This is a genomic window from Streptococcus lutetiensis (assembly GCF_900475675.1).
Classification (GTDB): Bacteria; Bacillota; Bacilli; order Lactobacillales; family Streptococcaceae; genus Streptococcus; species Streptococcus lutetiensis.
On record NZ_LS483403.1, the window covers coordinates 484,508 to 506,088 of the forward strand.

22 protein-coding genes are annotated in these 21,581 nt (G+C 37.3%); 19 read left to right on the forward strand and 3 right to left on the reverse strand.

What is annotated here, in order from left to right; all coding sequences use genetic code 11:
- Positions 1–135 precede the first annotated feature (135 nt).
- Positions 136–2,421, reverse strand: coding sequence for an ATP-dependent Clp protease ATP-binding subunit (locus DQN23_RS02650; protein WP_020916383.1), 2,286 nt, complete (start codon positions 2,419–2,421; stop codon positions 136–138).
- A 387-nt stretch (positions 2,422–2,808) separates the two neighbouring features.
- On the opposite strand from DQN23_RS02650, the gene DQN23_RS02660 reads away from it, so the two are divergent.
- Positions 2,809–4,160, forward strand: a protein-coding gene (locus tag DQN23_RS02660; RefSeq protein ID WP_111712665.1) for an IS3 family transposase whose coding sequence is annotated in 2 segments (ribosomal slippage) — positions 2,809–3,268 and positions 3,268–4,160 — 1,353 coding nt in all. Because the reading frame shifts where the segments join, the coding sequence is not laid out codon by codon here.
- A 198-nt stretch (positions 4,161–4,358) separates the two neighbouring features.
- Here DQN23_RS02660 and DQN23_RS09520 read toward each other — a convergent pair.
- Positions 4,359–4,589, reverse strand: a complete 231-nt coding sequence (locus DQN23_RS09520) for a DUF3278 domain-containing protein (protein ID WP_325051268.1) — start codon at positions 4,587–4,589, stop codon at positions 4,359–4,361.
- Positions 4,568–4,765, reverse strand: coding sequence for a helix-turn-helix transcriptional regulator (locus DQN23_RS02670; protein WP_058813719.1), 198 nt, complete (start codon positions 4,763–4,765; stop codon positions 4,568–4,570). Before DQN23_RS02670 ends, DQN23_RS09520 begins: the two co-directional genes overlap by 22 nt.
- Before the next feature lie 174 nt (positions 4,766–4,939).
- On the opposite strand from DQN23_RS02670, the gene argF reads away from it, so the two are divergent.
- The 18 genes from argF to recN all read left to right on the forward strand — a co-directional run bounded on the left by argF (position 4,940) and on the right by recN (position 21,481).
- Entirely contained in the window at positions 4,940–5,920 is a 981-nt protein-coding gene (argF, locus tag DQN23_RS02675) for an ornithine carbamoyltransferase (protein WP_058833331.1), read from the forward strand.
- Between the two features lie 117 nt (positions 5,921–6,037).
- Positions 6,038–6,268 (forward strand): DUF1797 family protein, encoded by a 231-nt coding sequence (locus DQN23_RS02680; RefSeq protein WP_004230761.1) that lies wholly within the window; start codon positions 6,038–6,040, stop codon positions 6,266–6,268.
- Positions 6,269–6,579: 311 nt separating this feature from the next.
- The gene (locus DQN23_RS02685; protein WP_020916387.1) at positions 6,580–7,266 is read left to right on the forward strand and encodes an amino acid ABC transporter permease; all 687 of its coding nucleotides are present in this window, start codon (positions 6,580–6,582) and stop codon (positions 7,264–7,266) included.
- Entirely contained in the window at positions 7,266–8,000 is a 735-nt protein-coding gene (locus DQN23_RS02690; RefSeq protein ID WP_058813720.1) for an amino acid ABC transporter ATP-binding protein, read from the forward strand. Before DQN23_RS02685 ends, DQN23_RS02690 begins: the two co-directional genes overlap by 1 nt.
- 365 nt (positions 8,001–8,365) lie before the next feature.
- Positions 8,366–8,842, forward strand: a complete 477-nt coding sequence (locus DQN23_RS02695; protein ID WP_020916389.1) for a FeoA family protein — start codon at positions 8,366–8,368, stop codon at positions 8,840–8,842.
- Positions 8,839–10,977, forward strand: a complete 2,139-nt coding sequence (gene feoB / locus DQN23_RS02700; RefSeq protein WP_111712666.1) for a ferrous iron transport protein B — start codon at positions 8,839–8,841, stop codon at positions 10,975–10,977. The genes DQN23_RS02695 and feoB overlap by 4 nt, the downstream gene beginning before the upstream one ends.
- A 5-nt stretch (positions 10,978–10,982) precedes the next feature.
- Positions 10,983–11,129 carry a FeoB-associated Cys-rich membrane protein gene (locus tag DQN23_RS02705; RefSeq protein ID WP_043895205.1) on the forward strand — a complete coding sequence of 49 codons (147 nt, stop codon included), beginning with the start codon at positions 10,983–10,985 and terminating at the stop codon, positions 11,127–11,129.
- A 138-nt stretch (positions 11,130–11,267) separates the two neighbouring features.
- The gene (locus DQN23_RS02710; protein ID WP_058813722.1) at positions 11,268–12,122 is read left to right on the forward strand and encodes a bifunctional methylenetetrahydrofolate dehydrogenase/methenyltetrahydrofolate cyclohydrolase; all 855 of its coding nucleotides are present in this window, start codon (positions 11,268–11,270) and stop codon (positions 12,120–12,122) included.
- Entirely contained in the window at positions 12,119–12,952 is an 834-nt protein-coding gene (locus DQN23_RS02715; RefSeq protein WP_058813723.1) for an NAD(P)H-hydrate dehydratase, read from the forward strand. Before DQN23_RS02710 ends, DQN23_RS02715 begins: the two co-directional genes overlap by 4 nt.
- A 322-nt stretch (positions 12,953–13,274) precedes the next feature.
- Positions 13,275–13,502: a YSIRK-type signal peptide-containing protein gene (locus tag DQN23_RS02720; protein ID WP_058833182.1), complete on the forward strand. Its 228-nt coding sequence runs from the start codon at positions 13,275–13,277 to the stop codon at positions 13,500–13,502.
- A 30-nt stretch (positions 13,503–13,532) separates the two neighbouring features.
- On the forward strand, positions 13,533–15,338 hold the full coding sequence (locus DQN23_RS02725) for a GBS Bsp-like repeat-containing protein (protein ID WP_111712667.1): 1,806 nt from the start codon (positions 13,533–13,535) through the stop codon (positions 15,336–15,338).
- 61 nt (positions 15,339–15,399) lie between these two features.
- On the forward strand, positions 15,400–15,969 hold the full coding sequence (locus DQN23_RS02730) for a L,D-transpeptidase (RefSeq protein WP_020916394.1): 570 nt from the start codon (positions 15,400–15,402) through the stop codon (positions 15,967–15,969).
- Positions 15,970–16,132: 163 nt separating this feature from the next.
- On the forward strand, positions 16,133–17,461 hold the full coding sequence (gene xseA / locus DQN23_RS02735) for an exodeoxyribonuclease VII large subunit (RefSeq protein ID WP_111712668.1): 1,329 nt from the start codon (positions 16,133–16,135) through the stop codon (positions 17,459–17,461).
- Positions 17,451–17,666: an exodeoxyribonuclease VII small subunit gene (locus DQN23_RS02740; protein ID WP_020916396.1), complete on the forward strand. Its 216-nt coding sequence runs from the start codon at positions 17,451–17,453 to the stop codon at positions 17,664–17,666. The genes xseA and DQN23_RS02740 overlap by 11 nt, the downstream gene beginning before the upstream one ends.
- A complete protein-coding gene (locus tag DQN23_RS02745; RefSeq protein ID WP_111712669.1) occupies positions 17,666–18,535 on the forward strand; it encodes a polyprenyl synthetase family protein in 870 nt (289 codons plus the stop codon). The genes DQN23_RS02740 and DQN23_RS02745 overlap by 1 nt, the downstream gene beginning before the upstream one ends.
- A complete protein-coding gene (locus DQN23_RS02750) occupies positions 18,528–19,352 on the forward strand; it encodes a TlyA family RNA methyltransferase (protein ID WP_020916398.1) in 825 nt (274 codons plus the stop codon). Before DQN23_RS02745 ends, DQN23_RS02750 begins: the two co-directional genes overlap by 8 nt.
- Positions 19,339–19,809: an arginine repressor gene (locus DQN23_RS02755; RefSeq protein WP_058813728.1), complete on the forward strand. Its 471-nt coding sequence runs from the start codon at positions 19,339–19,341 to the stop codon at positions 19,807–19,809. The genes DQN23_RS02750 and DQN23_RS02755 overlap by 14 nt, the downstream gene beginning before the upstream one ends.
- Before the next feature lie 13 nt (positions 19,810–19,822).
- Positions 19,823–21,481: a DNA repair protein RecN gene (recN, locus tag DQN23_RS02760; protein WP_111712670.1), complete on the forward strand. Its 1,659-nt coding sequence runs from the start codon at positions 19,823–19,825 to the stop codon at positions 21,479–21,481.
- Positions 21,482–21,581 lie beyond the last annotated feature (100 nt).

The window sequence follows — 21,581 nt, forward strand, 5'->3', positions numbered from 1 at the left end:
TGCAAGAGTGGCTATTGTTGTTATTATACTAAAAAAATCTGTCTTTTGCTAGAAAATTGTCGGAATATTTTGATTTTGGATTCGGAATTGTTAAAAAAGCCTAGGAAACTAAAAACTTCCTAGACTTTGCTTTTATTATTCTGCTGAAACAGTTTCTTCTTTTTCAACTTTTTTAGCTGATTTGATGATGATTTTGCCATTGCTTGTCATCACAGCTTTCAAATCTTTTTCAGTTGGGTGTTCAAGGTAGAAGTCTGTAATAGCATCTTCGATGTGATCTTGGATAGTACGACGAAGTGGACGAGCACCCATCTTAGGATCATATCCAAGGTCAACCAGTTTTTCTTTAACTTTATCTGTTACTTCAAGGTGAATATCGTTAGTTGCCAAACGGTTATTGACGTCGTCAAGCATGAGGTTAACGATATGAAGGAGATTATCTTTGCTTAGGGCTTTGAATTCGATAATACCGTCAAAACGGTTCATGAATTCAGGGCTAAAGAAGTCTCCAAGTTGACCAAGAACAGAATTTGTACGTCCTTCACGAGCAGCACCGAAACCAACAGAAGCTTCAACTTTGCCAGTACCAGCGTTAGATGTCATAATGATGATTGTATCTTTAAAGCTTACAGTACGTCCTTGACCGTCAGTTAAACGACCATCATCAAGAACTTGCAAGAACATGTGCATGACATCAGGGTGTGCCTTTTCAACTTCATCAAGCAAGATGAGTGAGTATGGGTTTCGACGAACTTTTTCAGTCAATTGACCAGCTTCTTCGTAACCAACATATCCTGGAGGGGCTCCGACAAGTTTAGCGACTGCATGTTTTTCCATGTATTCAGACATGTCAAAGCGGATCATGCTATCAGCTGAGCCGAAGAGTTCAATAGCAAGTTGTTTTGAAAGTTCTGTTTTACCAACACCAGTAGGACCGACGAAGAGGAATGAACCAATTGGACGGTTTGGTGTACCAAGACCAATACGGTTACGACGGATGGCTTTTGCAATCTTATCAACAGCTTCGTCTTGACCAATAACGTGTTCTTTCAAGTCATCAGCAAGGTGAATTAATTGAGATTGTTCTTTTTCTTTCAAGTCACCAACAGGAATATTTGTTTTTTCTTCAACGATTGCCTCGATGGTCTTTTCAGTAATCACTGGAATATCATCTTCGTTGATGGTTTGTTTTTGCATTTCCTTGTATTTAGCGATTTGATCACGAAAATAAGCTGCGCGTTCATAATCTTCTTCACGAGTAGCTTGATTTTTTAGATTTTCAGCTTGCACCAAACGTTTGTCAATTTCTTTTGGATCAACAAAGTTAAGTGTCAAGTTCATCTTAGAACCAGCTTCATCGAGAAGGTCGATAGCTTTATCTGGAAGGAAACGGTCTTGAATGTAGCGATTTGAGAGGTTAGCAGCAGCTTCGATAGCATCATCACTGTACTTGACATGGTGATAATCTTCATATTTCTTTTGAATACCACGAAGAATAGTGATAGTTTCTTCGACGCTTGGTTCGTCAACTTTTACAGGTTGCATACGACGTTCAAGCGCAGCATCTTTTTCAATGATGCGGTATTCGTTCAAAGTAGTTGCACCAACTAATTGTAGCTCACCACGAGCAAGAGCGGGTTTCAAGATGTTACCAGCATCCATGTTACCGTCACCAGCATTACCAGCACCGACAATTTCGTGGATTTCATCGATGAAGAGGATAACGTCTTTGCGTTCACGGATTTCTTCCATGAGTTTTTGCATACGTTCTTCAAATTGACCACGAATACCAGTTCCTTGAACAAGACTTACCACATCTAGGCGGATAACTTGTTTATTTTGGAGTTTTTGTGGAACGTTACCGTCTACAATTTTTTGTGCTAATCCTTCAACAACGGCAGTTTTACCAACACCAGGTTCTCCGATAAGAACAGGATTGTTTTTTGTACGGCGGTTAAGAATTTCGATAACACGAACAATTTCAGCATCACGTCCGATGACAGGGTCGATATCACCACGACGTGCGATATCAGTAACATTGATACCAAATTCTTCTAGCAAGCCCTTAGGTTCTTGTTGTGCTGGTCCGTTTGGGCGGAAATTGTTGTTGCCATTGCCACCGCGTCCGTTATTATTACCTTCACCAGATTGAGTTGGAGGAGTATTTTGGAATCCTTGGCTACCAAATGCTGGGAAGCCGCTGAGATTATTAAAGAAATCGTCGAAAGGGTTCGATGATTGGTTTGTTTGGTTAGAAGATGATTGAGGATTACCTCCTATTCCTCCTAAAATAGCGTTATTTGGGTCAGTTTTCATGATTTGATAGCAGTTTTGGCACAAATCAATTTGCTTTTGCTGACCATTGACATTTGTATACAGGTGAATAGTAGATTCATTTAAATGACAATTTTGACAGAGCATATAAAATACCCTCCTTTCGTAATGTCTGACTAAAACAATAAAGGTCAAAGATAGTCAGAATCTATACTTACATTATAGCACTAGCCACAAGGAAATCAAGAAAAAAGCATCAAAAATTAGCACTCTTATAAAAAGAGTGCTAATCCTTTTCAGGGTCAATTTGACTGGTAGCCATAGAGCCCATAACAGCTCCAAAGATAGAACCAGAAAAAATGAAGATAATTAAAAAGAGAGGACTGAATAAGATTTCAAAAGGATTTCCCCCGTCTTGCCATTTGCTAAACATGTTAAAAACAAGCATAAAAATGGCAAAAACAACTCCACTAAACTGACCTGCACCCCAAAAAAGTTAGACAGAAAAAAATCTAACGATTGGGGTGTTTTTGTATGAAATTAAGTTATGAAGATAAACTAGAAATATATCAGTTAAGACAGGCTGGTTTTTCTTGGCCTTATATTAGTCGAAAGTACGGTGTATGTCTATCCAATCTTAAGTACATGGTACGGCTTATGAATAAACATGGTATTGAGGTTGTTAAAAAAGGGAAAAATAAGTATTATCCCTCTAAATTAAAGCAGGAAATTATTAATAAAGTTCTTATTGAAGGTCAATCTCAGCTCACCGTATCACTGGATTATGCTCTTCCCCAACAATCCCTACTCACCAATTGGATAGCACAATACAAGAAAAACGGGTATACTATTGTTGAGAAACAACGAGGGAGACCGAGTAAGATGGGACGTAAACCAAAGAAAACTTGTAAAGAAATGACTGAGCTAGAGCATATTCTGGAAGAGAATGAGCGTCTGCGTACCGAGGTAGCTTATCTAAAAAAGTTGAGGGAATTGCGCTTGAGGGACGAAGCCTTACAGCGCAAAAGGTGGAAACAGTTAGAGAACTGGTCTCAGGAGGATTTCGATTAGACCTCTTACTAAAAACCGCTAAGCTAGCTCGTTCTACTTATTATTATCAGTTGAAACGGTTTAATAGAGCTAAGAAAGATAAGAAGGTCAAAGAGATGATTCAAACCATTTACGATGACCATAAAGGCAATTATGGATACCGTCGTATTCATTTAGAACTAAGAAACCGAGGATTTGTTATCAATCATAAGAAGGTTCAACGGTTAATGAAACTCATGGGACTCGCTGCTCGTACTCGTTGTAAGCGTAAATACTCGTCTTACAAGGGAGAGATTGGGAAGAAAGCTGATAATCTAATTCAACGTCAGTTTGAAGGGGCTAAGCCTTATGAGAAGTGTTATACAGATGTCACTGAATTCGCTTTACCAAATATTAGAGAGAAACTCTATTTATCCCCTGTTCTTGATGGATACAATAGTGAGATTATTGAATTCACCTTGTCACGCTCACCTGATTTAAAACAGGTTCAAACCATGCTTAAAAGAGCATTTCCGGCTACCTCTTACCAAGGAACTATTCTTCACAGCGACCAAGGGTGGCAATATCAACACCAGTCTTATCATGATTTCTTGGCATCCAAAGGGATTCGTCCATCTATGTCACGCAAGGGAAATAGTCCAGATAATGGCATGATGGAGTCCTTCTTTGGCATCTTAAAGTCTGAGATGTTTTACGGTTATGAAAAGACTTTTAAGTCGCTTGATAAGCTAGAACAAGCCATTACGGATTATATTTTTTATTACAACAATAAACGTATCAAGACAAAATTAAAAAGACTCAGTCCTGTGCAATACAGAACTAAATCCTTTCAATAATTTATTGTCCAACTTTTTGGGGTCAGTACATAAAGAGCCTTTTTTCTTAGCTTTTTGACGCTCTTTCTCAAGTTTATCTCTAGGAACTTCAATAGGTCCTTGTAAGTCTCTATTGGTCAGCATTGTCACCATAACCATTGGCATGACGAAAATAATAACAAAAGCGTTGCAGTAGAGAAAAATTTCAGCAGATACTTTTCAGACAGTGCTCAAGAGAAATGTAAGAGCTGTTGAAATGAATTCAAAAAGAAAGAGTAAGATAAACAGTTTGTTTCCAATTCGATTAACCTCTTGTTCACGGTATTCATCCAATTCTCCATTAATACCATAAAATCGCTTGATGAATCGTGGCCATAGTGGACCTTTACTTTTTTCATGACTAAATCTCCTAATTCCCAAATTTCCTTTTAAAGATGGCGAGTCTCCCAAAACAGCGTATTTAGATTAGTTCCTAATGGCTCAGCTAACTTGATGCAAAGGTCCAGTGAAGGATTGTACTTGTTATTTTCAATTAAATTAACAGTTTGCCTCGCGATTCCTATTTGCTTAGCAAGAGCCAGCTGAGAAATGTCTAAATTAGTTCGAAATTCTTTAACTCGGTTCATTTTTCCATCCTAATCTTTCTTGTGCCAAGTATAGTACAATATAAATGACATGTCAATTATAAATGACATGCTTTTCTGAATTAAAATTTATTTTTATTCAAAACAGGCTTGACGAACTGTATAATTATGCTAAAATTAGGTATATTATTCAAGGAGAAAAGGATGGATTGGCCTATGGTTTTTAATAATTCGTTTTTGAAAGAGATTGATTTTACTAAGGAAGAACTGACTAATCTGATTGATTTAGGATTGAAATTTAAAGAGTTGAAAAAGAAAAAAATTGCTCATAAATATTTAGAAGGCTTAAATATTGCTCTTATTTTCGAGAAGACAAGTACCAGAACACGTTCTGCTTTTACAGTAGCTGGACAAGATTTAGGGATGAATGTGACTTATCTTGGAAGCAGTGAAATTCAACTTGGCAAAAAAGAATCCGTAATTGATACGGCAAAAGTTCTAGGTTCAATGTTTGACGGGATTGAATATCGTGGCTTCAAGCAATCTGATGTTGAAGCTTTAGCGGAATTCTCTGGTGTGCCTGTCTGGAATGGTTTGACAGATACTTGGCATCCAACGCAAATGATTGCTGACTTTATGACATTAAAAGAAGTTTTCGGAAAACTAGAAGGTTTGACAATCGCTTATGTTGGCGATGGTCGTAACAACATGGCAAATTCTTTGCTAGTTACCTCAGCCATTCTTGGCGTGAATGTAAAAATCATTGCACCAGCCAGCTTGCAGCCGGAAAAAGAAATTATCGAGATTGCACAAGCACACAATAACGGAGCTGAGTTGACTATTACTGATGACCTTGATGCTGTTTGTGGCATTGATATGCTTTACACAGACGTTTGGGTGTCAATGGGCGAAAAAGTTGATTTTAAAAAACGTATCGACCTTTTATTACCTTATCAAATTAATGCTGATTTGGTTGAAAAGACAGGAAATCCAGATGTGATTGTCATGCATTGCTTGCCTGCTTTCCACGATTTAAATACAGAAATCGGTCAAGATATCTACGATAAATATGGTTTAGCAGAACTTGAAATCACAGATGAAGTCTTCCAAAAATACAGCTCAGTCATTTTCCAAGAAGCTGAGAACCGCATGCATTCTATCAAAGCGATTATGTATAATTCTCTAAAAGAGATTTAAAACGTTCTTTTTTTGACGAGAATTTATGATAAATGTGAGAAAATACACTCTCTTGTTGTTTGTTTAGTAGAAATTATGTTAAAATAGTATAGACAATAAACGAAGAGGAGAATAGTCATGGAATCACATTTGGTGAGAATTATCAATCGTCTTGAATTAATGACGACTGATGGTAGTAATCTTAAACGTAATTTTGAACGTGATGGTGTCGTTGTGGCAGAAGTGTCTTTCAGCAATGACCCTGAAAATGGTCCAGTTTTCACTTTGCGTGATGTTGAAGCACGTGAGTCTTACTCATTTGACAGCATTGATTTGATCGCAATGGAAATTTACGATCTTCTTTACTAAGATAAAGAAAAAATTCAGACACAGTATAAGGGCAAAGGATTTTTAGTCCTTTCCATCCTATTTTTAAGTGTGGTTTCTGTGCTTTCTTATATTGCTATTTTGAATTGATAAAAGCCTAGGATTTTATAGGCTTTTTTGTTTTTTTATTAATGCCTGATACTTAGGCAAAAATTCTTTTTAATCGTTTTGACTAGAAGTGCCTAAAATCCCTATATATCAGGCTTTTTAAGCCAAACCATCCGTTAGTGTTGATTGGTATTTTTATTCAACATATGTTATAATTAATTGATTATTACTTATAGGAGACACAAATGGATTTTTCATTTTTACCAAAGTATTGGGCTTATTTTAACTACGGTGTCCTTGTAACCATCATGATTTCAGCTTGTGTTGTCTTTTTCGGGACAATCATTGGTATCTTGGTTGCTTTAGTTAAACGTACAAATATTAAAATTTTAAATTGGATTGCTAGTTTTTATGTTTGGGTCTTTCGTGGAACTCCGATGGTCGTGCAAATCATGATTGCCTTTGCTTGGATGCATTTTAGTAATGCACCTATCGTAGGTTTTGGTGTTTTGGACCTAGACTTCTCACGTTTGCTTCCAGGTATTATTATCATTTCGCTAAATAGCGGAGCTTATATTTCTGAAATTGTTCGTGCTGGTATCGAAGCAGTGCCAAAAGGGCAACTTGAAGCGGCATATTCACTTGGAATTCGCCCAGTAAATGCAATGCGTTATGTTATTTTACCGCAAGCTCTTAAAAATATCTTACCAGCTCTTGGTAATGAATTTATTACGATTATCAAAGATAGTTCACTTCTTCAAACAATCGGTGTTATGGAATTGTGGAATGGTGCACAATCAGTCGTAACTGCTACATATTTACCAATTACGCCATTGTTGTTTGCTGCATTCTATTACCTCATGGTGACTACAGTCTTGTCATTCTTGCTTAAAAAACTTGAAAATCGTATGGGAAATGGAGGTAGCAACTAATGACAGAAACTCTTATTTCAATTAAAGGCCTTCACAAATACTTCGGAAAAAATGAAGTGCTTAAAGGCATTAATCTTGATATTAAAGCAGGTGAAGTTGTTGTTATCATCGGACCTTCAGGATCTGGGAAATCAACTTTCCTTCGTACAATGAACTTGCTTGAAACACCTACTAAGGGTGTGATTACCTTTGAAGGTGTCGATATTACTGATAAGAAAAATGACATTTTCAAAATGCGTGAAAAGATGGGAATGGTTTTCCAACAATTCAACCTTTTCCCCAATATGACAGTGCTTGATAACATCACTTTGTCACCAATTAAGACAAAAGGTGTTCCTAAAGAAGAAGCGCAAGCTAAAGCTTATGATTTGCTAGATAAAGTTGGGCTTCGTGATAAAGCCGATGCCTATCCAACAAGTCTATCAGGTGGTCAACAACAACGTATTGCTATTGCGCGTGGTCTTGCCATGGATCCAGATGTTCTTCTTTTTGACGAACCAACATCAGCGCTTGACCCAGAAATGGTTGGTGAAGTTCTTGGCGTTATGCAAGATTTGGCGAAATCTGGTATGACAATGGTAATTGTAACGCATGAAATGGGATTTGCGCGTGAAGTTGCTAATCGTGTCATCTTCATGGACGGTGGCGTGATTGTTGAACAAGGTTCACCAGAAGATGTTTTCGAAAATACTAAAGAAGCACGTACAAAAGATTTCTTGAGTAAAGTTTTGTAAGATAAAAAAATAACCCCAGTTGAGTTACAAACTTGGCTGAGGTTTTTTATTATAAAAAAGAAAGTTAAAGATACTTAAAAATGAGCAAAACATTAACTGTAAATGATTTATTTCTATACATTAAGTACACTTAATTTTTATGTTTTAGTTATTTTTAAGAGTGCTTTAGTCTATGAAAGAGCTGTGAAAACAGCTATATTATAACAATTCTAAATAAGGAATGATTTTATTTAGAATTGTTATAATCAATGCATAAATAAAGAAAAAAATTAATTTTTATGGTTTTTTTCGTCTATGTTTATGATATAATGATTCGGACGGAAATTTAAATATTTTATCAAAAAAATTTGGGGAGGTCAAGAATTTTGATTTTGCAGAATGCTAAAGTTGGTATTCCTTACACAATTGTCAGTATTGATTTACCTGATGAGAGTGTTAGACACTTGTCAGACTTAGGGCTAAAAGTTGGAGCCTCACTTAAAGTCGTTTCTAAAACACCAACTAGTGCGATTGTTATGCTTAAATCAAGTCGTTTGGCTTTTGATCAATCGATTTTAAGTCAAATTGATGTCACAGAAGAAGAAGGTGCTCTTTTATCTCTTCCTCTTTCAGAATTAAAAGTGGGTGAGTACGCTTATATTGACGGTATTTATGCAATGAATGAAGCCAAACGTCGCCTTATGGACATGGGCCTGACTCGTCACACAAAAGTTTACTTACGTAAAGTTGCTCCTTTAGGAGACCCAATTGAAATTAGCTTACGGGGTTACGAATTGACACTTCGTAAGTCTGAAGCGCAAATGATTAGTGTCGTTAAAGTAGATAGCGAGGAAGAAAAATGACAGAGATAGCCTTAATCGGTAATCCGAATAGTGGTAAAACAAGTCTTTTTAACTTATTGACAGGAACAAGTCAACGTGTTGGGAACTGGCCTGGTGTTACTGTTGGGCGTAAAAGTGGAACAGTTAAGAAACACGCAGACTGGAAAGTCCAAGATTTACCAGGGATTTATTCAATGTCACCTTACACGCCTGAAGAAAAAGTTGCGCGTGATTATTTATTAAGTAATGATGCTGACAGCATTCTTAATGTTGTTGATGCAACAAACTTGGAACGTAACCTTTACTTGACAGCTCAATTAATTGAAACAGGTATCCCAGTGACTGTTGCTCTTAACATGAGTGATGCTCTTAAAGCTCAAGGAAAAACAATTAACATTGATAAACTTTCTTATCAATTAGGCGTTCCAGTTGTTTCAACTAGTGCGGTTAAAAATACTGGTGTCGATAAAGCCGTTAAAAAAGCAGCTAATACGACAAAAGAAAGTGTTGATTTTATTCAATACCCAACTTACAGTGACCAATTCGAAGCAGCTGTTAAACAAATTATCGATATTTTAGGAGATGTTGTTCCAGAAGGTTCAGCGCGTTTTTACGCTATCAAATTGTTTGAACGTGATAGTTTGGTTCAAGAAGAGCTTCATTTGTCAGATTTCCAAAAAGGTGAAATCAACCAAGTCATTAAGATTACTGAGGAAATTTTTACTGAGGATTCTGAATCAATCGTTATTAATGAACGTTACGAATTTATCGAACGTGTGGCTAAAATGGCTCAAAACCAAGATAGCAATTTCAAAATGACAGTCTCAGATAAAATTGACCGAATTGTTACCAATCGAATCTTGGCCCTACCAATTTTTGCTGTCGTGATGTTCTTGGTTTACTATCTTTCAATTCAAACTGTTGGTACAATGGGAACTGACTGGGTTAATGATGTTCTATTTGGTGAATTGGTTCCTGGCTGGGTTCAATCTGGTCTTGATTCTCTTCATGTTTCAGGATGGCTAGAATCACTTATCATTGATGGTATTGTAGCTGGTGTCGGAACTGTGCTTGGTTTCTTGCCACAAATCTTTGTCCTCTTTATCTGTTTGGGCATTTTGGAAGATATTGGTTATATGAGCCGTGTTGCTTTCGTAATGGACCGTATTTTCCGTCGCTTTGGTTTGTCTGGTAAATCATTTATCCCAATGTTGATTGCAACAGGTTGTGGTGTTCCAGCAATTATGGCTAGTCGTACCATTGAAAATGAACGTGACCGTCGTATCACAATCATGACAGCAACCTTCATGCCATGTTCAGCTAAATTGGCAATTATTGCTTTGATTGCAGGTGCTTTCTTCCCAAGTAATGCTTATGTGGCACCGTCAGCGTACTTTATTGGTTTCTTTACCATTATTTTATCTGGTATTGCTCTTAAGAAAACAAAATTATTTGGAAGTTATGTGAGCCCATTTATCATGGAATTGCCAGCTTATCACATGCCAAAAGTTATGAGTGTATTTCGCTATGCTTTTGGTAAGGCTCTTAGCTTTGTAAAACGTGCAGGTACGGTTATCTTTAGCTTGACAGTTATTATTTGGTTTATGTCAAATTATAGCTTTACACTACATGCTGTTCCTACAAATAAATCAATCCTTGCAACACTTGGTAATTTGGTGGCTTGGATTTTCACACCACTTGGATTTGGTAACTGGAAAGCAACTGTGGCAGCTGTCACAGGTTTGGGTGCTAAAGAGGCTGTTGTTGGAACATTTGGTGTCTTGTATAATGATAGTACTACTAGCGGCTTGTATCACGCATTGCAATTGGATTACTCAGCTCTTGCAGGTTACTCATTCTTGATTTTCAACCTTCTTTGTGCACCATGTTTTGCCGCAATGGGAGCCATCAAACGTGAAATGGGTGATGCTAAGTGGATGCTTGGAGCTATTGGTTTCCAAACAGGTCTCGCTTATGTTGTTAGTCTGATTATTTATCAACTTGGACTTGTTGCTTTCTACGGTAAAGGTATTAACTTCTGGACAATTGTAGCTGTTGTTCTATTAATTGTGATTATCTACTTTATCGTGAGAAAACCAGCTCAAGAAAAAGAAGAAGTGATTACATTAGATAATCTAGAAAAAGTTGGAGAATAATGTTTATGGCAACTATTATTATTGCATTGCTAATTGTATTTGCTGTCTTTATGGGCTTACGAAGTTTCATCAAGGGTAAAGGCTCTTGTGGTGATTGCAATTGTTCGTGTCCCGTAAAAGATAGCCAACATAAAAATGCAAAAGTGAAATAATAAAAGAAATACTTGCTCATTTGTGCAGGTATTTTTTTATTATATTTTTATAGAATTTTCTGATAATTTATCAAAAAATATTTTATTATGAAGTCGCTTTCTGGTATAATAAAAGAAATATATTTTCAGGAGAATTTCATGGCAAAACTTATAGATGGAAAAGCTTTAGCGGATAAAATGCAAAATGAATTAGTTGAGAAGGTTGAAAAATTAAAAGCTGAAGCTGGTATTGTTCCTGGTTTGGTGGTGATTTTGGTTGGTGATGATCCCGCTAGTCAGGTTTATGTACGTAATAAAGAGCGCTCTGCTAAGAAAGCAGGTTTTTTGAGTGAAACCGTTCGTTTATCAGAATCAACTAGTGAGGAAGAATTGATTCAAGTCATTGAGCAATATAACAACGATGATCGTTTTCATGGTATTTTGGTGCAATTGCCACTTCCTGCACACATTAATGATAAACGTGTAATTTTGGCAATTGATCCTAAAAAAGATGTGGATGGTTTTCACCCTATCAACACAGGACATCTTTGGAATGGACGTCCTGTCATGGTGCCATGTACACCAGCTGGAATCATGGAATTATTGAGTGCTTACGAAGTTGATTTGGAAGGAAAAACGGCAGTTATTATCGGTCGTTCAAATATTGTCGGAAAACCAATGGCGCAGCTCTTGCTTGATAAAAATGCAACAGTGACACTAGCGCATTCACGTACTCTTGACTTGGCGCGTGTAACAAAACAAGCTGATGTCTTGATTGTGGCAATCGGTCAAGGACATTTTGTGACTAAGGAATTCGTCAAAGAAGATGCTGTAGTCATTGATGTTGGTATGAACCGTGATGAAAATGGTAAATTAATTGGGGATGTTAAGTTTGATGAAGTTGAACCGCTAGCTAGTCTCATCACACCAGTTCCTGGTGGTGTTGGACCAATGACTATTACGATGTTGATGGAGCAAACTTATCAATCAGCCCTTAGAAGTGTGAAAGCATGATTATTGATGAACGATTAGCTCGCAAGATTGTTGTTAGACGTCAAGTGGATTCTCATAAAGGGACTTATGGGCGCGTGCTCTTGATTGGTGGTTTTTATCCTTATGGCGGGGCTATCATCATGAGTGCTTTAGCTACGGTTAAAAGCGGTGCTGGTTTAGTGACAGTAGCGACGGAGTGTGAGAATATTGCAGCGCTTCACGCTCATTTACCAGAAGCTATGGCTTTTGATTGTGAGGACGAAGAATTTTTAGCGGAAAATCTTGCCAAGGCAGATGTAGTTTTGATTGGTCCTGGTTTAGGGGAAAATAGCAAAGCTAAACGCGTGTTTGAAGAAGTGCTTTCTAAAGTTTCTGAAAATCAGATTTTGCTTGTTGATGGTTCTGCCTTAAATCTTCTTGCCAAAGCCACGCCAGTTTTTTGTCAGGCAGGACACATTATTTTAACACCACACCAAAAAGAGTGGGAACGTTTGTCCGGTTTGGCAATTGCTGACCAAAGTCTTGAAAAGACCCAAGCTGCTCTAGCTCATTTTCCAAAAGAGACGATTTTAGTGGCTAAAAGTCATCACACCAAAATCTTACAAGCTAGTCAAGTTGGAGAATTAACCGTTGGTGGTCCTTATCAGGCAACTGGTGGCATGGGCGATACCCTTTGTGGAATGATTGCTGGTTTTGTGGCTCAGTTTAGGGATAATCTCTTTGAGAGTGTTGCAGTAGCAACGTATTTGCACTCAGCAATCGCTGAGCAACTTAGCAAAGAAGCTTATGTTGTTTTACCAACGACAATCAGCGCAGTTCTTCCAAAAGTCATGAAAAAATTATCAGAATAAAATAGCAAAGTACACTTTTTGTTATAAAAAGTGTACTTTTTTGTTCTCCAAAATACTTACAAAATAAAATATTTCAAAAATATTACAAACGTTACATCTTCGTATTGACTTATGTAAAAAACTACTTTATAATATTGGCAGAATTGGCCGATTCTAAGATAAAAAATAGTTATTAAAAAGGTTATTTATCACGCTATATTAGCTTTTTTTCTAAAATTATCCAAAATATTTTTTTAGAAAAATAGTGTAATCTTTTTGTAATAAAAACTGGTTATAAGCAAGTTTTTGGGAAACGTTTATTTTATCGAAGGGGAAAGATATTATGAAAAAAGGTAACTTTAATCAAAGAGCACAATGCTTTTCAATTCGTAAATATAACATTGGAGTTGCATCCGTTTTGATTGCAAGTGTGCTGTTTATGGGAGGACAGGTTGTAGCAGCTGAGGGTATGGTGTCAGCAGATGCCATGTTACAAGAACAAGTCACTCAATCAAGTGATAATCAGGTAGTAACTAACGAAAACACTAAGCAGGAAACAAGTGAGGGATAACTTGTTTCTAAAATCAATCAGCCTAGTGAAGTGCCTGATATCGGTGACAAAGAAGAAACAGTGAATGCTGAACAAGACCTAGCTTTAAAGGATGATCAAGTATCTACAAAAGAAAATCAGCCAGAACAAAAGACAGTTGTTAGCGAAGAAATTAATCAGTCAGCGGACTTTCCTGAAACTGTCACTGTTGATGCGGCTGATTTAGTAGGTGAAGCAAAAGCCAATCAGGAGTCATTTGTTAGAGAATCAAAAGTGTCTGTTACTGCTCAAAGTAATTTGCCAAGCCAAGGTTATTACACTTATTCTCAAAAGACAGAAGTAAAAAATGAACCGAGTGCCTCAGCTCCAGTTGCTTTTTATACTAACTCTGGTGACCGTGTCTTTTATGACCAAGTCTTAATACGAGACGGTTATCAATGGATTTCTTATAATTCTTATTCAGATCAACGCCGTTATGCTGCTATTTCTAAATTAACAGCTGAAGTTGTTCAAAAATTATCTAGCTCACTTAATTTTCAAAATGTGACAAGTCAAGGTTTTGATATCCTAGTGACAGATGTTTTAGATCCTAAGGGGATTACAAGTGTTAAAGTTCCTGTTTGGACTGTTAAGGACGATCAAGATGATATTATTTGGTACGACGCCACTAGACAAGGTAATGGTGATTATAAAGTTCGTGTGAATATAGTGGAGCATAAAGGTGAAACAGGGACCTACAATGCTCATTTGTATTATCAAGAAAGTGACGGACACCTTCCAAGGGTAGTGGCTAAGCAAGTAACTTTACCAGAAAAAGCAACAGGAGCCCAAACGCTTCCTGCTCAAGGTTCTTACGTATTTCAAAATACAGTAGAAGTAAAAAATGAAGCTCGTATGTCAGCACCGATAGAATTTGTGTTTGAAAAGGGTTATAAATTAGATTACTACGACCAAGTTTTAGAGACTGATAATCATCAATGGCTTTCTTATGTCAGTTATGGTGGCATTCGTCGCTATATTCCGATTGCAACTCTGACAAGTCAAAAATCAACAGGAGATATTTCAGTTAATAATCATGTTAACAGAGATTTTGATGTGGTTATTTCGAATGTTTCAGATGCCAATGGTGTATCTGAAGTTAAGGTTCCTATCTGGACTGTTAAGAATGACCAAGACGATATCATTTGGTACGATGGTGTCAAACAAAGTGATGGTACTTATAAGGTAAATGTCAAACTATCAGACCATCGTAATGAACGAGGCATCTATAATATTCACCTTTATTATGTAGAATCAAATGGTCAGCTGCAAGGTGTTGCAGGAACTCAAGTGACGCTTCCTGAAGCAAGATTGTCGGGCGATTTACACATTAGCAATCAGTCTGAAGCAGGTTTTGATGTTTTGGTAACTAATGTGTCTAATCCTGGTTCACTAAAAGCAGTTAAGGTACCTGTCTGGTCAACGCAGGGAGGACAAGATGACATTATTTGGTACACCGCAACTAAACAAGCAGATGGTAGTTATAAGAAAAGGGTTAATGTTAGTGACCATAAAAATAATTATGGTGAGTACAATATTCACCTTTATTATGAGCAAGCAGATGGTTCATTGAAAGGTGTTAGTGGTGTTAAAACAACAGTTGAAGCACCTAAGGTACCAGTGATGCCACAAAGCGGGAGTTATACCTTTACGAGCTCAAAAGAAGTTAAGAGTCAACCGAAAGTATCGGTAGCAACAGAATTCAAACTAGATGCTGGCTATCAAGTTCGCTATGACAAGGCTTTGTATGCGGATGGTCATCAGTGGATTTCTTATCTTAGCTATGGTAGTTTAAGACGTTACGTCTTAATAGATTAAAAGGAGAAGGGGCTTCTACCAGTGTTTAAACTGGTAGAGGTTGAGTTTAGGAAAAGGGAAAATGCAAAAGAAGTTTTCAAAAAAGGTTCTTATCTTACTTTTGACTTTTGCTAACCTAGTGGTTGGCTACGGTCTTTGTCGGCAACTAATCGTTACTCATCGAGAATCTGAGGCTAAACTTGATGAGTATGCTTTTGAAAAAAGCATGAAGAAAACCCAGAAGAAAATTTATCCTGACTTGTCAAAATATGATCATTTGAGTATTTTGGTGTCAATTTCACAGCAGAAAATGATTGTTTATTCTAAAAATGATGTCATTTTTAAAACCAAAGTATCGACTGGGGCAAAAGATACGCCAACACCAACGGGGAAATTTGCTATCGAGGTAGAACGTGGTGAGTTTTCTTACGATGATAGCTTGAACAGAGGTGTCTGCTACTGGGTATCCTTTAAAGACCATGGGGATTATCAATTTCAAAGTCTTCCGACGGATTGGAAAGGAAAGGTCTTGAAAGGAGAGACGAAGAAACTCGGAAAGGCGTGTACTGACGGGAATGTTAGGTTATCAAAAGAAGATGCCAAGTGGCTTTTTGAGAACATGCCAGAAGGAGTTATCGTTAGTGTGCATTAGTTAGAGGTTCTAGAATTAGAAAAAAATTCGATTTTCAACAGACTTGCTTTTGAATTTTTAGGCTCATGAAAAAACTGTCCACTGGACAGTTTTTTTCTGCTATAATAGTAAATGATATGCAAAATTTTTATGAAGTCAAAAATGCTATGGAAAGGAGCCTGTCATGTCAGATTATTTAAGTGTTTCGACCTTAACTAAATACCTTAAATTGAAGTTTGATCGTGATCCATATTTGGAGCGAATTTATTTGACAGGTCAGGTTTCCAATTTTCGTCGTCGCCCAACGCATCAATATTTTTCTTTAAAAGACGAAAATGCTGTGATTCAAGCGACAATGTGGGCAGGAACTTTTAAAAAACTTGGTTTTGAGCTTGAAGAAGGCATGAAAATCAATGTTGTGGGACGTGTCCAACTTTATGAACCAAGCGGCTCATATTCTATTATTATTGAAAAGGCAGAGCCAGACGGTATTGGTGCTTTAGCGCTGCAATTTGAACAATTGAAGAAGAAATTAGCAGAAGCAGGTTATTTTGATGAGCGTCATAAGCGTCAACTGCCTCAATTTGTGAAGAAAATCGGTGTGGTAACCAGTCCAAGTGGAGCGGTTATTCGAGATATTATCACGACAGTCTCTCGTCGTTTTCCTGGGGTTGAAATTTTGCTTTTTCCGACAAAGGTTCAAGGAGAAGGAGCTAGTCAGGAAGTGGCTGCTAATATCGCTAAAGCGAACGAACGTGATGACTTAGATCTTTTGATTATTGGTCGTGGTGGTGGTTCTATCGAGGACTTGTGGGCTTTTAACGAAGAAATTGTTGTTCAAGCGATTTTTGAATCTCGTTTGCCGGTCATTTCGAGTGTGGGACACGAGACGGACACGACCTTGGCAGATTATGTTGCCGACCGTCGTGCAGCGACTCCGACAGCGGCTGCTGAGCTTGCGACACCTGTGACTAAGGCTGATATCATTTCTTGGATTGCTGAACGTGATAATCGTATCTATCAAGCGACATTGCGTCGCATTAAGCAAAGTCAAGAACGCCTTGATAAATTAGCTAATTCAGTGATATTTAGGCAGCCAGAGCGTTTATATGATGGCTATGTTCAAAAACTGGATCGCTTGACTATGTCCTTGACAAATACCATGCAAACTCGATTTAGCCAAGCTAAACAACGTCAAGAGTTATTACACCAACGTTTACTTGCTTTTGATTTTGATAGTCAGATTAAGCATTATAAAGACAATTTGCAAAGTTTAAGACGTCTATTGTTATCAAATATGACTAGTCAATACGATAGTAAGTTAGCTCGATTTAAAAAGGCACAAGATGCCTTATTGTCTCTTGATACTAGCCGAATTATTGCTAGGGGTTATGCGATGCTTCAAAAAGATGATAAAATCATCTCAAGTGTGACTGATGTAAAACCAAGAGATCAATTGACAGTTCAATTAAAAGATGGTCAACTTGAAGTGGAGGTAAAAGATGCCAAGTAAAAAAACATTTGAAGAAAATTTACAAGATTTAGAAGCTATTGTAACAAAACTTGAAAACGGTGATGTAGTTCTTGAAGACGCTATTGCTGAATTTCAAAAAGGAATGCTTCTTTCGAAAGAATTGCAAAAAACACTAGATTCAGCTGAAAAAACACTTGTTAAAGTAATGCAAGCTGACGGAACTGAAACAGAAATGGATGTCTAATGGATAAAGTAAGTAAAATTGGTCAAGCCATTCATCGATATTACGAACAAAAAGACTTAGTATCACCAGATTTGATTGAGTCAATCTTGTATTCTGTTGATTCTGGGGGCAAACGTATCCGTCCATTGATTTTTCTAGAATTGCTAGAAGGTTTTGGAATTTCTTTGACAGATGCTCATTATGATGTGGCTGCCGCTCTTGAAATGATTCACACAGGTAGTTTGATTCATGACGATTTACCAGCCATGGACGATGATGATTACCGACGTAGACATTTAACAAACCACAAGAAATTTGATGAAGCAACAGCGATTTTGGCAGGAGATAGTCTCTTTTTAGACCCATTTGATTTGGTGGCAAATGCTGCGCTAACAGCTGATATCAAAATTTGTTTGATTACAGAATTATCACATGCTTCAGGAACCTATGGTATGGTCGGTGGTCAAATGCTTGATATGAAAGGGGAAGAACGCAAACTCAACCTTTCAGAATTGCAGTTGATTCACGCTAATAAGACAGGAAAATTATTAACTTTCCCTGTTGTGGCGGCTGGTATTGTAGCGGGTGTAGCTGCTGAAGAACTTGAGGAGCTGCGCAAAGCAGGAAGCTTGATTGGGCTTGCTTTCCAAGTTCGCGATGATATTTTAGATGTGACAGCAAGTTTTGAAGAAATTGGAAAAACTCCGAAAAAAGATTTACTAGCTGACAAAGCGACTTACCCAAGCTTACTTGGTTTAGATAAGTCTTATGAGATTTTGAATCAATCGCTTGACCAAGCATTAGCGATTTTCAAAAACCTCTCAGCCACTCATGACTTACATGCAGAAAAAATCACAGAAATGATAGAAAGGTTACGACTTAATGCCTAAGGAAAGAGTTGATGTACTAGCCTATAAACAAGGGCTTTTTGAGACACGTGAGCAGGCAAAACGTGGAGTAATGGCTGGTTTAGTAGTTAATGTTATTAATGGTGAGCGCTACGACAAACCAGGTGAAAAAATTGATGAGGCAACAGAATTAAAACTAAAAGGTGAAAAGCTAAAATATGTTAGTCGAGGTGGACTAAAACTTGAAAAAGCTTTGCAAGTTTTTGAGATTTCTGTTGATGGTCAAACAACGATTGATATTGGTGCTTCAACAGGTGGCTTCACTGATGTGATGCTACAAAATGGTGCTAAATTGGTTTATGCTGTTGATGTGGGAACCAACCAATTGGTTTGGAAACTACGTCAAGACGAGCGTGTGCGTAGCATGGAACAATATAATTTCCGCTATGCTGAATTAGCTGATTTTACCGAAGGGCAACCAACTTTCGCTAGTATCGATGTCAGCTTTATTTCGCTGAATTTGATTTTACCAGCACTTCATAATATTTTGGCTGAGGATGGTCAAGTGGTAGCTCTTATTAAACCGCAATTTGAAGCTGGACGTGACCAAATTGGAAAAAATGGAATCATTCGTGATAACGCTGTGCACCAAAAAGTTTTGGAAACTGTGACAAGTTTTGCTGTCGATTTCGGATTTACAGTTAAAGGGATTGATTTCTCACCTATCCAAGGTGGACATGGTAATATTGAATTTTTGGCACATTTGCAAAAATCAGCTGATGCGAAAAATTTAGTAGTTGCTATGATTCCAGAAATTGTTGAAAAAGCACATAAGGAATTTAAAGATGAAAAAGAGTGAACGTTTAGAATTAATTAAAAAGATTGTTGCTGAAAATGCTGTTGAAACGCAGCATGATTTACTTAAATTGCTTGAGGCTGAAGGACTTACTTTAACACAGGCTACCATTTCTCGCGACATGAATGAGATTGGTATCATCAAAGTGCCGTCAGTTGATGGGCCATACATTTACGGTCTTTCAAAAGATAAAACTAAAAAAGTTGGACAAGTATCTGTTCCAATTAAAAGCACTGTCCTTGCTGTTTCAGAAGAAACTGAAGGTCTTGAAAACATGATTAATCTTGATGTCATTCCAGGAAACAGCCGCTTAATCAAACGTTTCTTGTTGGAAGATTTCAAGGATAGTCTTTTTAGTGTTATTGCTGATGATGATAGTTTGTTAGTGGTCGCAAAAACAGCAGAAGATGCTGCAGCCATTCGCCAAGAAGTTCGTAAATGGATGACTGACCACAAATAAGAAAGGTCGTTCTATGCTTTTAGAAATTTCCATTAAAAATTTTGCCATCATTGAGGAAATCTCATTGACTTTTGAAAATGGCATGACCGTTTTGACGGGTGAAACCGGTGCAGGGAAGTCTATTATTATCGACGCCATGAATCTCATGCTTGGTGCGCGTGCGAGTCTTGATGTCATCCGTCACGGGGCAAATAAAGCTGAAATTGAAGGCCTCTTTTCAGTTGGTGAAAATGCTGTACTCACGCAAATTTTGGAGGAAAATGGCATTGAGGTTACGGAAGAATTAATTATCCGTCGTGAAATTTTGCAAAATGGTCGTTCGATTGGTAGGATTAATGGACAAATGGTTAACCTGACAACGCTTCGTGCTGTTGGTCAATATTTGGTTGATATCCATGGGCAACATGACCAAGAAGAATTGATGAAACCAAACATGCACATTCGTATGCTGGATGAATTTGGGGATAGCCAATTTGCTTCGGTCAAGAAACTCTACCAAGACCTTTTTGAACATTATCGCCGCTTGCGTAAACGTGTTTTAACCAAACAAAAAAATGAGCAAGAACACAAAGCACGTATCGAAATGCTGGAATTTCAAATTGCAGAGATTGAAGCAGCTGCCCTAAAATCAGGTGAAGACCAAGTTCTAAACCAAAAACGTGATAAGTTGTTAAATCACAAACATATCGCAGACACATTAACTAATGCTTATGTCATGCTCGATGATGAAGAGTTTTCAAGTTTGTCAAATATCCGCTCAGCTATGAACGACTTGATGACTTTGGAAGAATTTGATGCAGATTATAAAGACATGTCATCAAATGTTTCTGAAGCTTATTACATTCTAGAAGAAGTGACTAAGCAATTAAGTGATGTTATTGATGAGCTTGATTTTGATGCTGGTAGTCTTCAACAAATTGAAGCTCGTTTAGAAGTAATTCACAGCATTACCCGTAAATACGGTGGCAGTGTTGATGATGTTTTAGATTATTACGAAAATATTACCAAAGAATACAATCTTTTGACTGGCAATGATGAGTCATCTGATGATATGGAAAAAGATCTCAAACGCTTGGAAAAAGAATTGATTGTTGCTGCTGAGAATCTCAGTCAAGAACGTCATCAATTAGCTAAAAATTTGGAAGCTGAAATCAAGCAAGAACTGGCTGATTTGTACATGGAAAAGGCTGATTTTCAAGTGCAATTTAGCAAGGGAAAATTCAATCGTGATGGAAATGAAGCTATTGAATTTTATATTTCAACTAACCCTGGTGAAGGTTTCAAACCTTTGGTTAAAGTAGCTTCTGGTGGTGAAATTTCACGTTTGATGTTGGCTATAAAATCTGCCTTTTCACGTAAAGAAGACAAGACAAGTATCGTCTTTGACGAGGTTGATACAGGTGTTTCTGGACGTGTAGCGCAAGCTATTGCTCAAAAAATTTATAAAATCGGCAGCCATGGGCAAGTTTTGGCGATTTCACACTTACCACAAGTGATTGCGATTGCGGATTATCAATTCTTTATTGAAAAACGTAGCGATGAAAACACAACAGTTTCAACTGTACGTTTGTTAAGTGAAGAAGAGCGTGTTGAAGAAATTGCTAAAATGCTTGCTGGTAGTGATATCACGGAAATGGCACGTGAACAAGCGCGTGAATTGCTTAAGAAATAAATTAGGAGCCTCAGGGCTTCTTTTTTTGTCTTCTAGACATCATCCTGATAAAATGTCCCCCCAACTGCTAAAAATTTGGTATAATAGTTGCAAGGATAAA

Bases quoted from the DNA above. Each gene is read 5' to 3' on its own strand.
- xseA (WP_111712668.1), top strand. From the start codon at position 16,133: ATGTCAGATTATTTAAGTGTTTCGACCTTAACTAAATACCTTAAATTG.
- DQN23_RS02755 (WP_058813728.1), top strand. From the start codon at position 19,339: ATGAAAAAGAGTGAACGTTTAGAATTAATTAAAAAGATTGTTGCTGAA.
- DQN23_RS02740 (WP_020916396.1), top strand. From the start codon at position 17,451: ATGCCAAGTAAAAAAACATTTGAAGAAAATTTACAAGATTTAGAAGCT.
- DQN23_RS02710 (WP_058813722.1), top strand. From the start codon at position 11,268: ATGGCAAAACTTATAGATGGAAAAGCTTTAGCGGATAAAATGCAAAAT.
- DQN23_RS02745 (WP_111712669.1), top strand. From the start codon at position 17,666: ATGGATAAAGTAAGTAAAATTGGTCAAGCCATTCATCGATATTACGAA.
- DQN23_RS02715 (WP_058813723.1), top strand. From the start codon at position 12,119: ATGATTATTGATGAACGATTAGCTCGCAAGATTGTTGTTAGACGTCAA.
- DQN23_RS02720 (WP_058833182.1), top strand. From the start codon at position 13,275: ATGAAAAAAGGTAACTTTAATCAAAGAGCACAATGCTTTTCAATTCGT.
- DQN23_RS02730 (WP_020916394.1), top strand. From the start codon at position 15,400: ATGCAAAAGAAGTTTTCAAAAAAGGTTCTTATCTTACTTTTGACTTTT.
- DQN23_RS02680 (WP_004230761.1), top strand. From the start codon at position 6,038: ATGGAATCACATTTGGTGAGAATTATCAATCGTCTTGAATTAATGACG.
- DQN23_RS02705 (WP_043895205.1), top strand. From the start codon at position 10,983: ATGGCAACTATTATTATTGCATTGCTAATTGTATTTGCTGTCTTTATG.
- DQN23_RS02750 (WP_020916398.1), top strand. From the start codon at position 18,528: ATGCCTAAGGAAAGAGTTGATGTACTAGCCTATAAACAAGGGCTTTTT.
- DQN23_RS02670 (WP_058813719.1), bottom strand. From the start codon at position 4,765: ATGAACCGAGTTAAAGAATTTCGAACTAATTTAGACATTTCTCAGCTG.
- DQN23_RS02690 (WP_058813720.1), top strand. From the start codon at position 7,266: ATGACAGAAACTCTTATTTCAATTAAAGGCCTTCACAAATACTTCGGA.
- DQN23_RS02685 (WP_020916387.1), top strand. From the start codon at position 6,580: ATGGATTTTTCATTTTTACCAAAGTATTGGGCTTATTTTAACTACGGT.
- argF (WP_058833331.1), top strand. From the start codon at position 4,940: ATGGTTTTTAATAATTCGTTTTTGAAAGAGATTGATTTTACTAAGGAA.
- recN (WP_111712670.1), top strand. From the start codon at position 19,823: ATGCTTTTAGAAATTTCCATTAAAAATTTTGCCATCATTGAGGAAATC.
- DQN23_RS02650 (WP_020916383.1), bottom strand. From the start codon at position 2,421: ATGCTCTGTCAAAATTGTCATTTAAATGAATCTACTATTCACCTGTAT.
- feoB (WP_111712666.1), top strand. From the start codon at position 8,839: ATGACAGAGATAGCCTTAATCGGTAATCCGAATAGTGGTAAAACAAGT.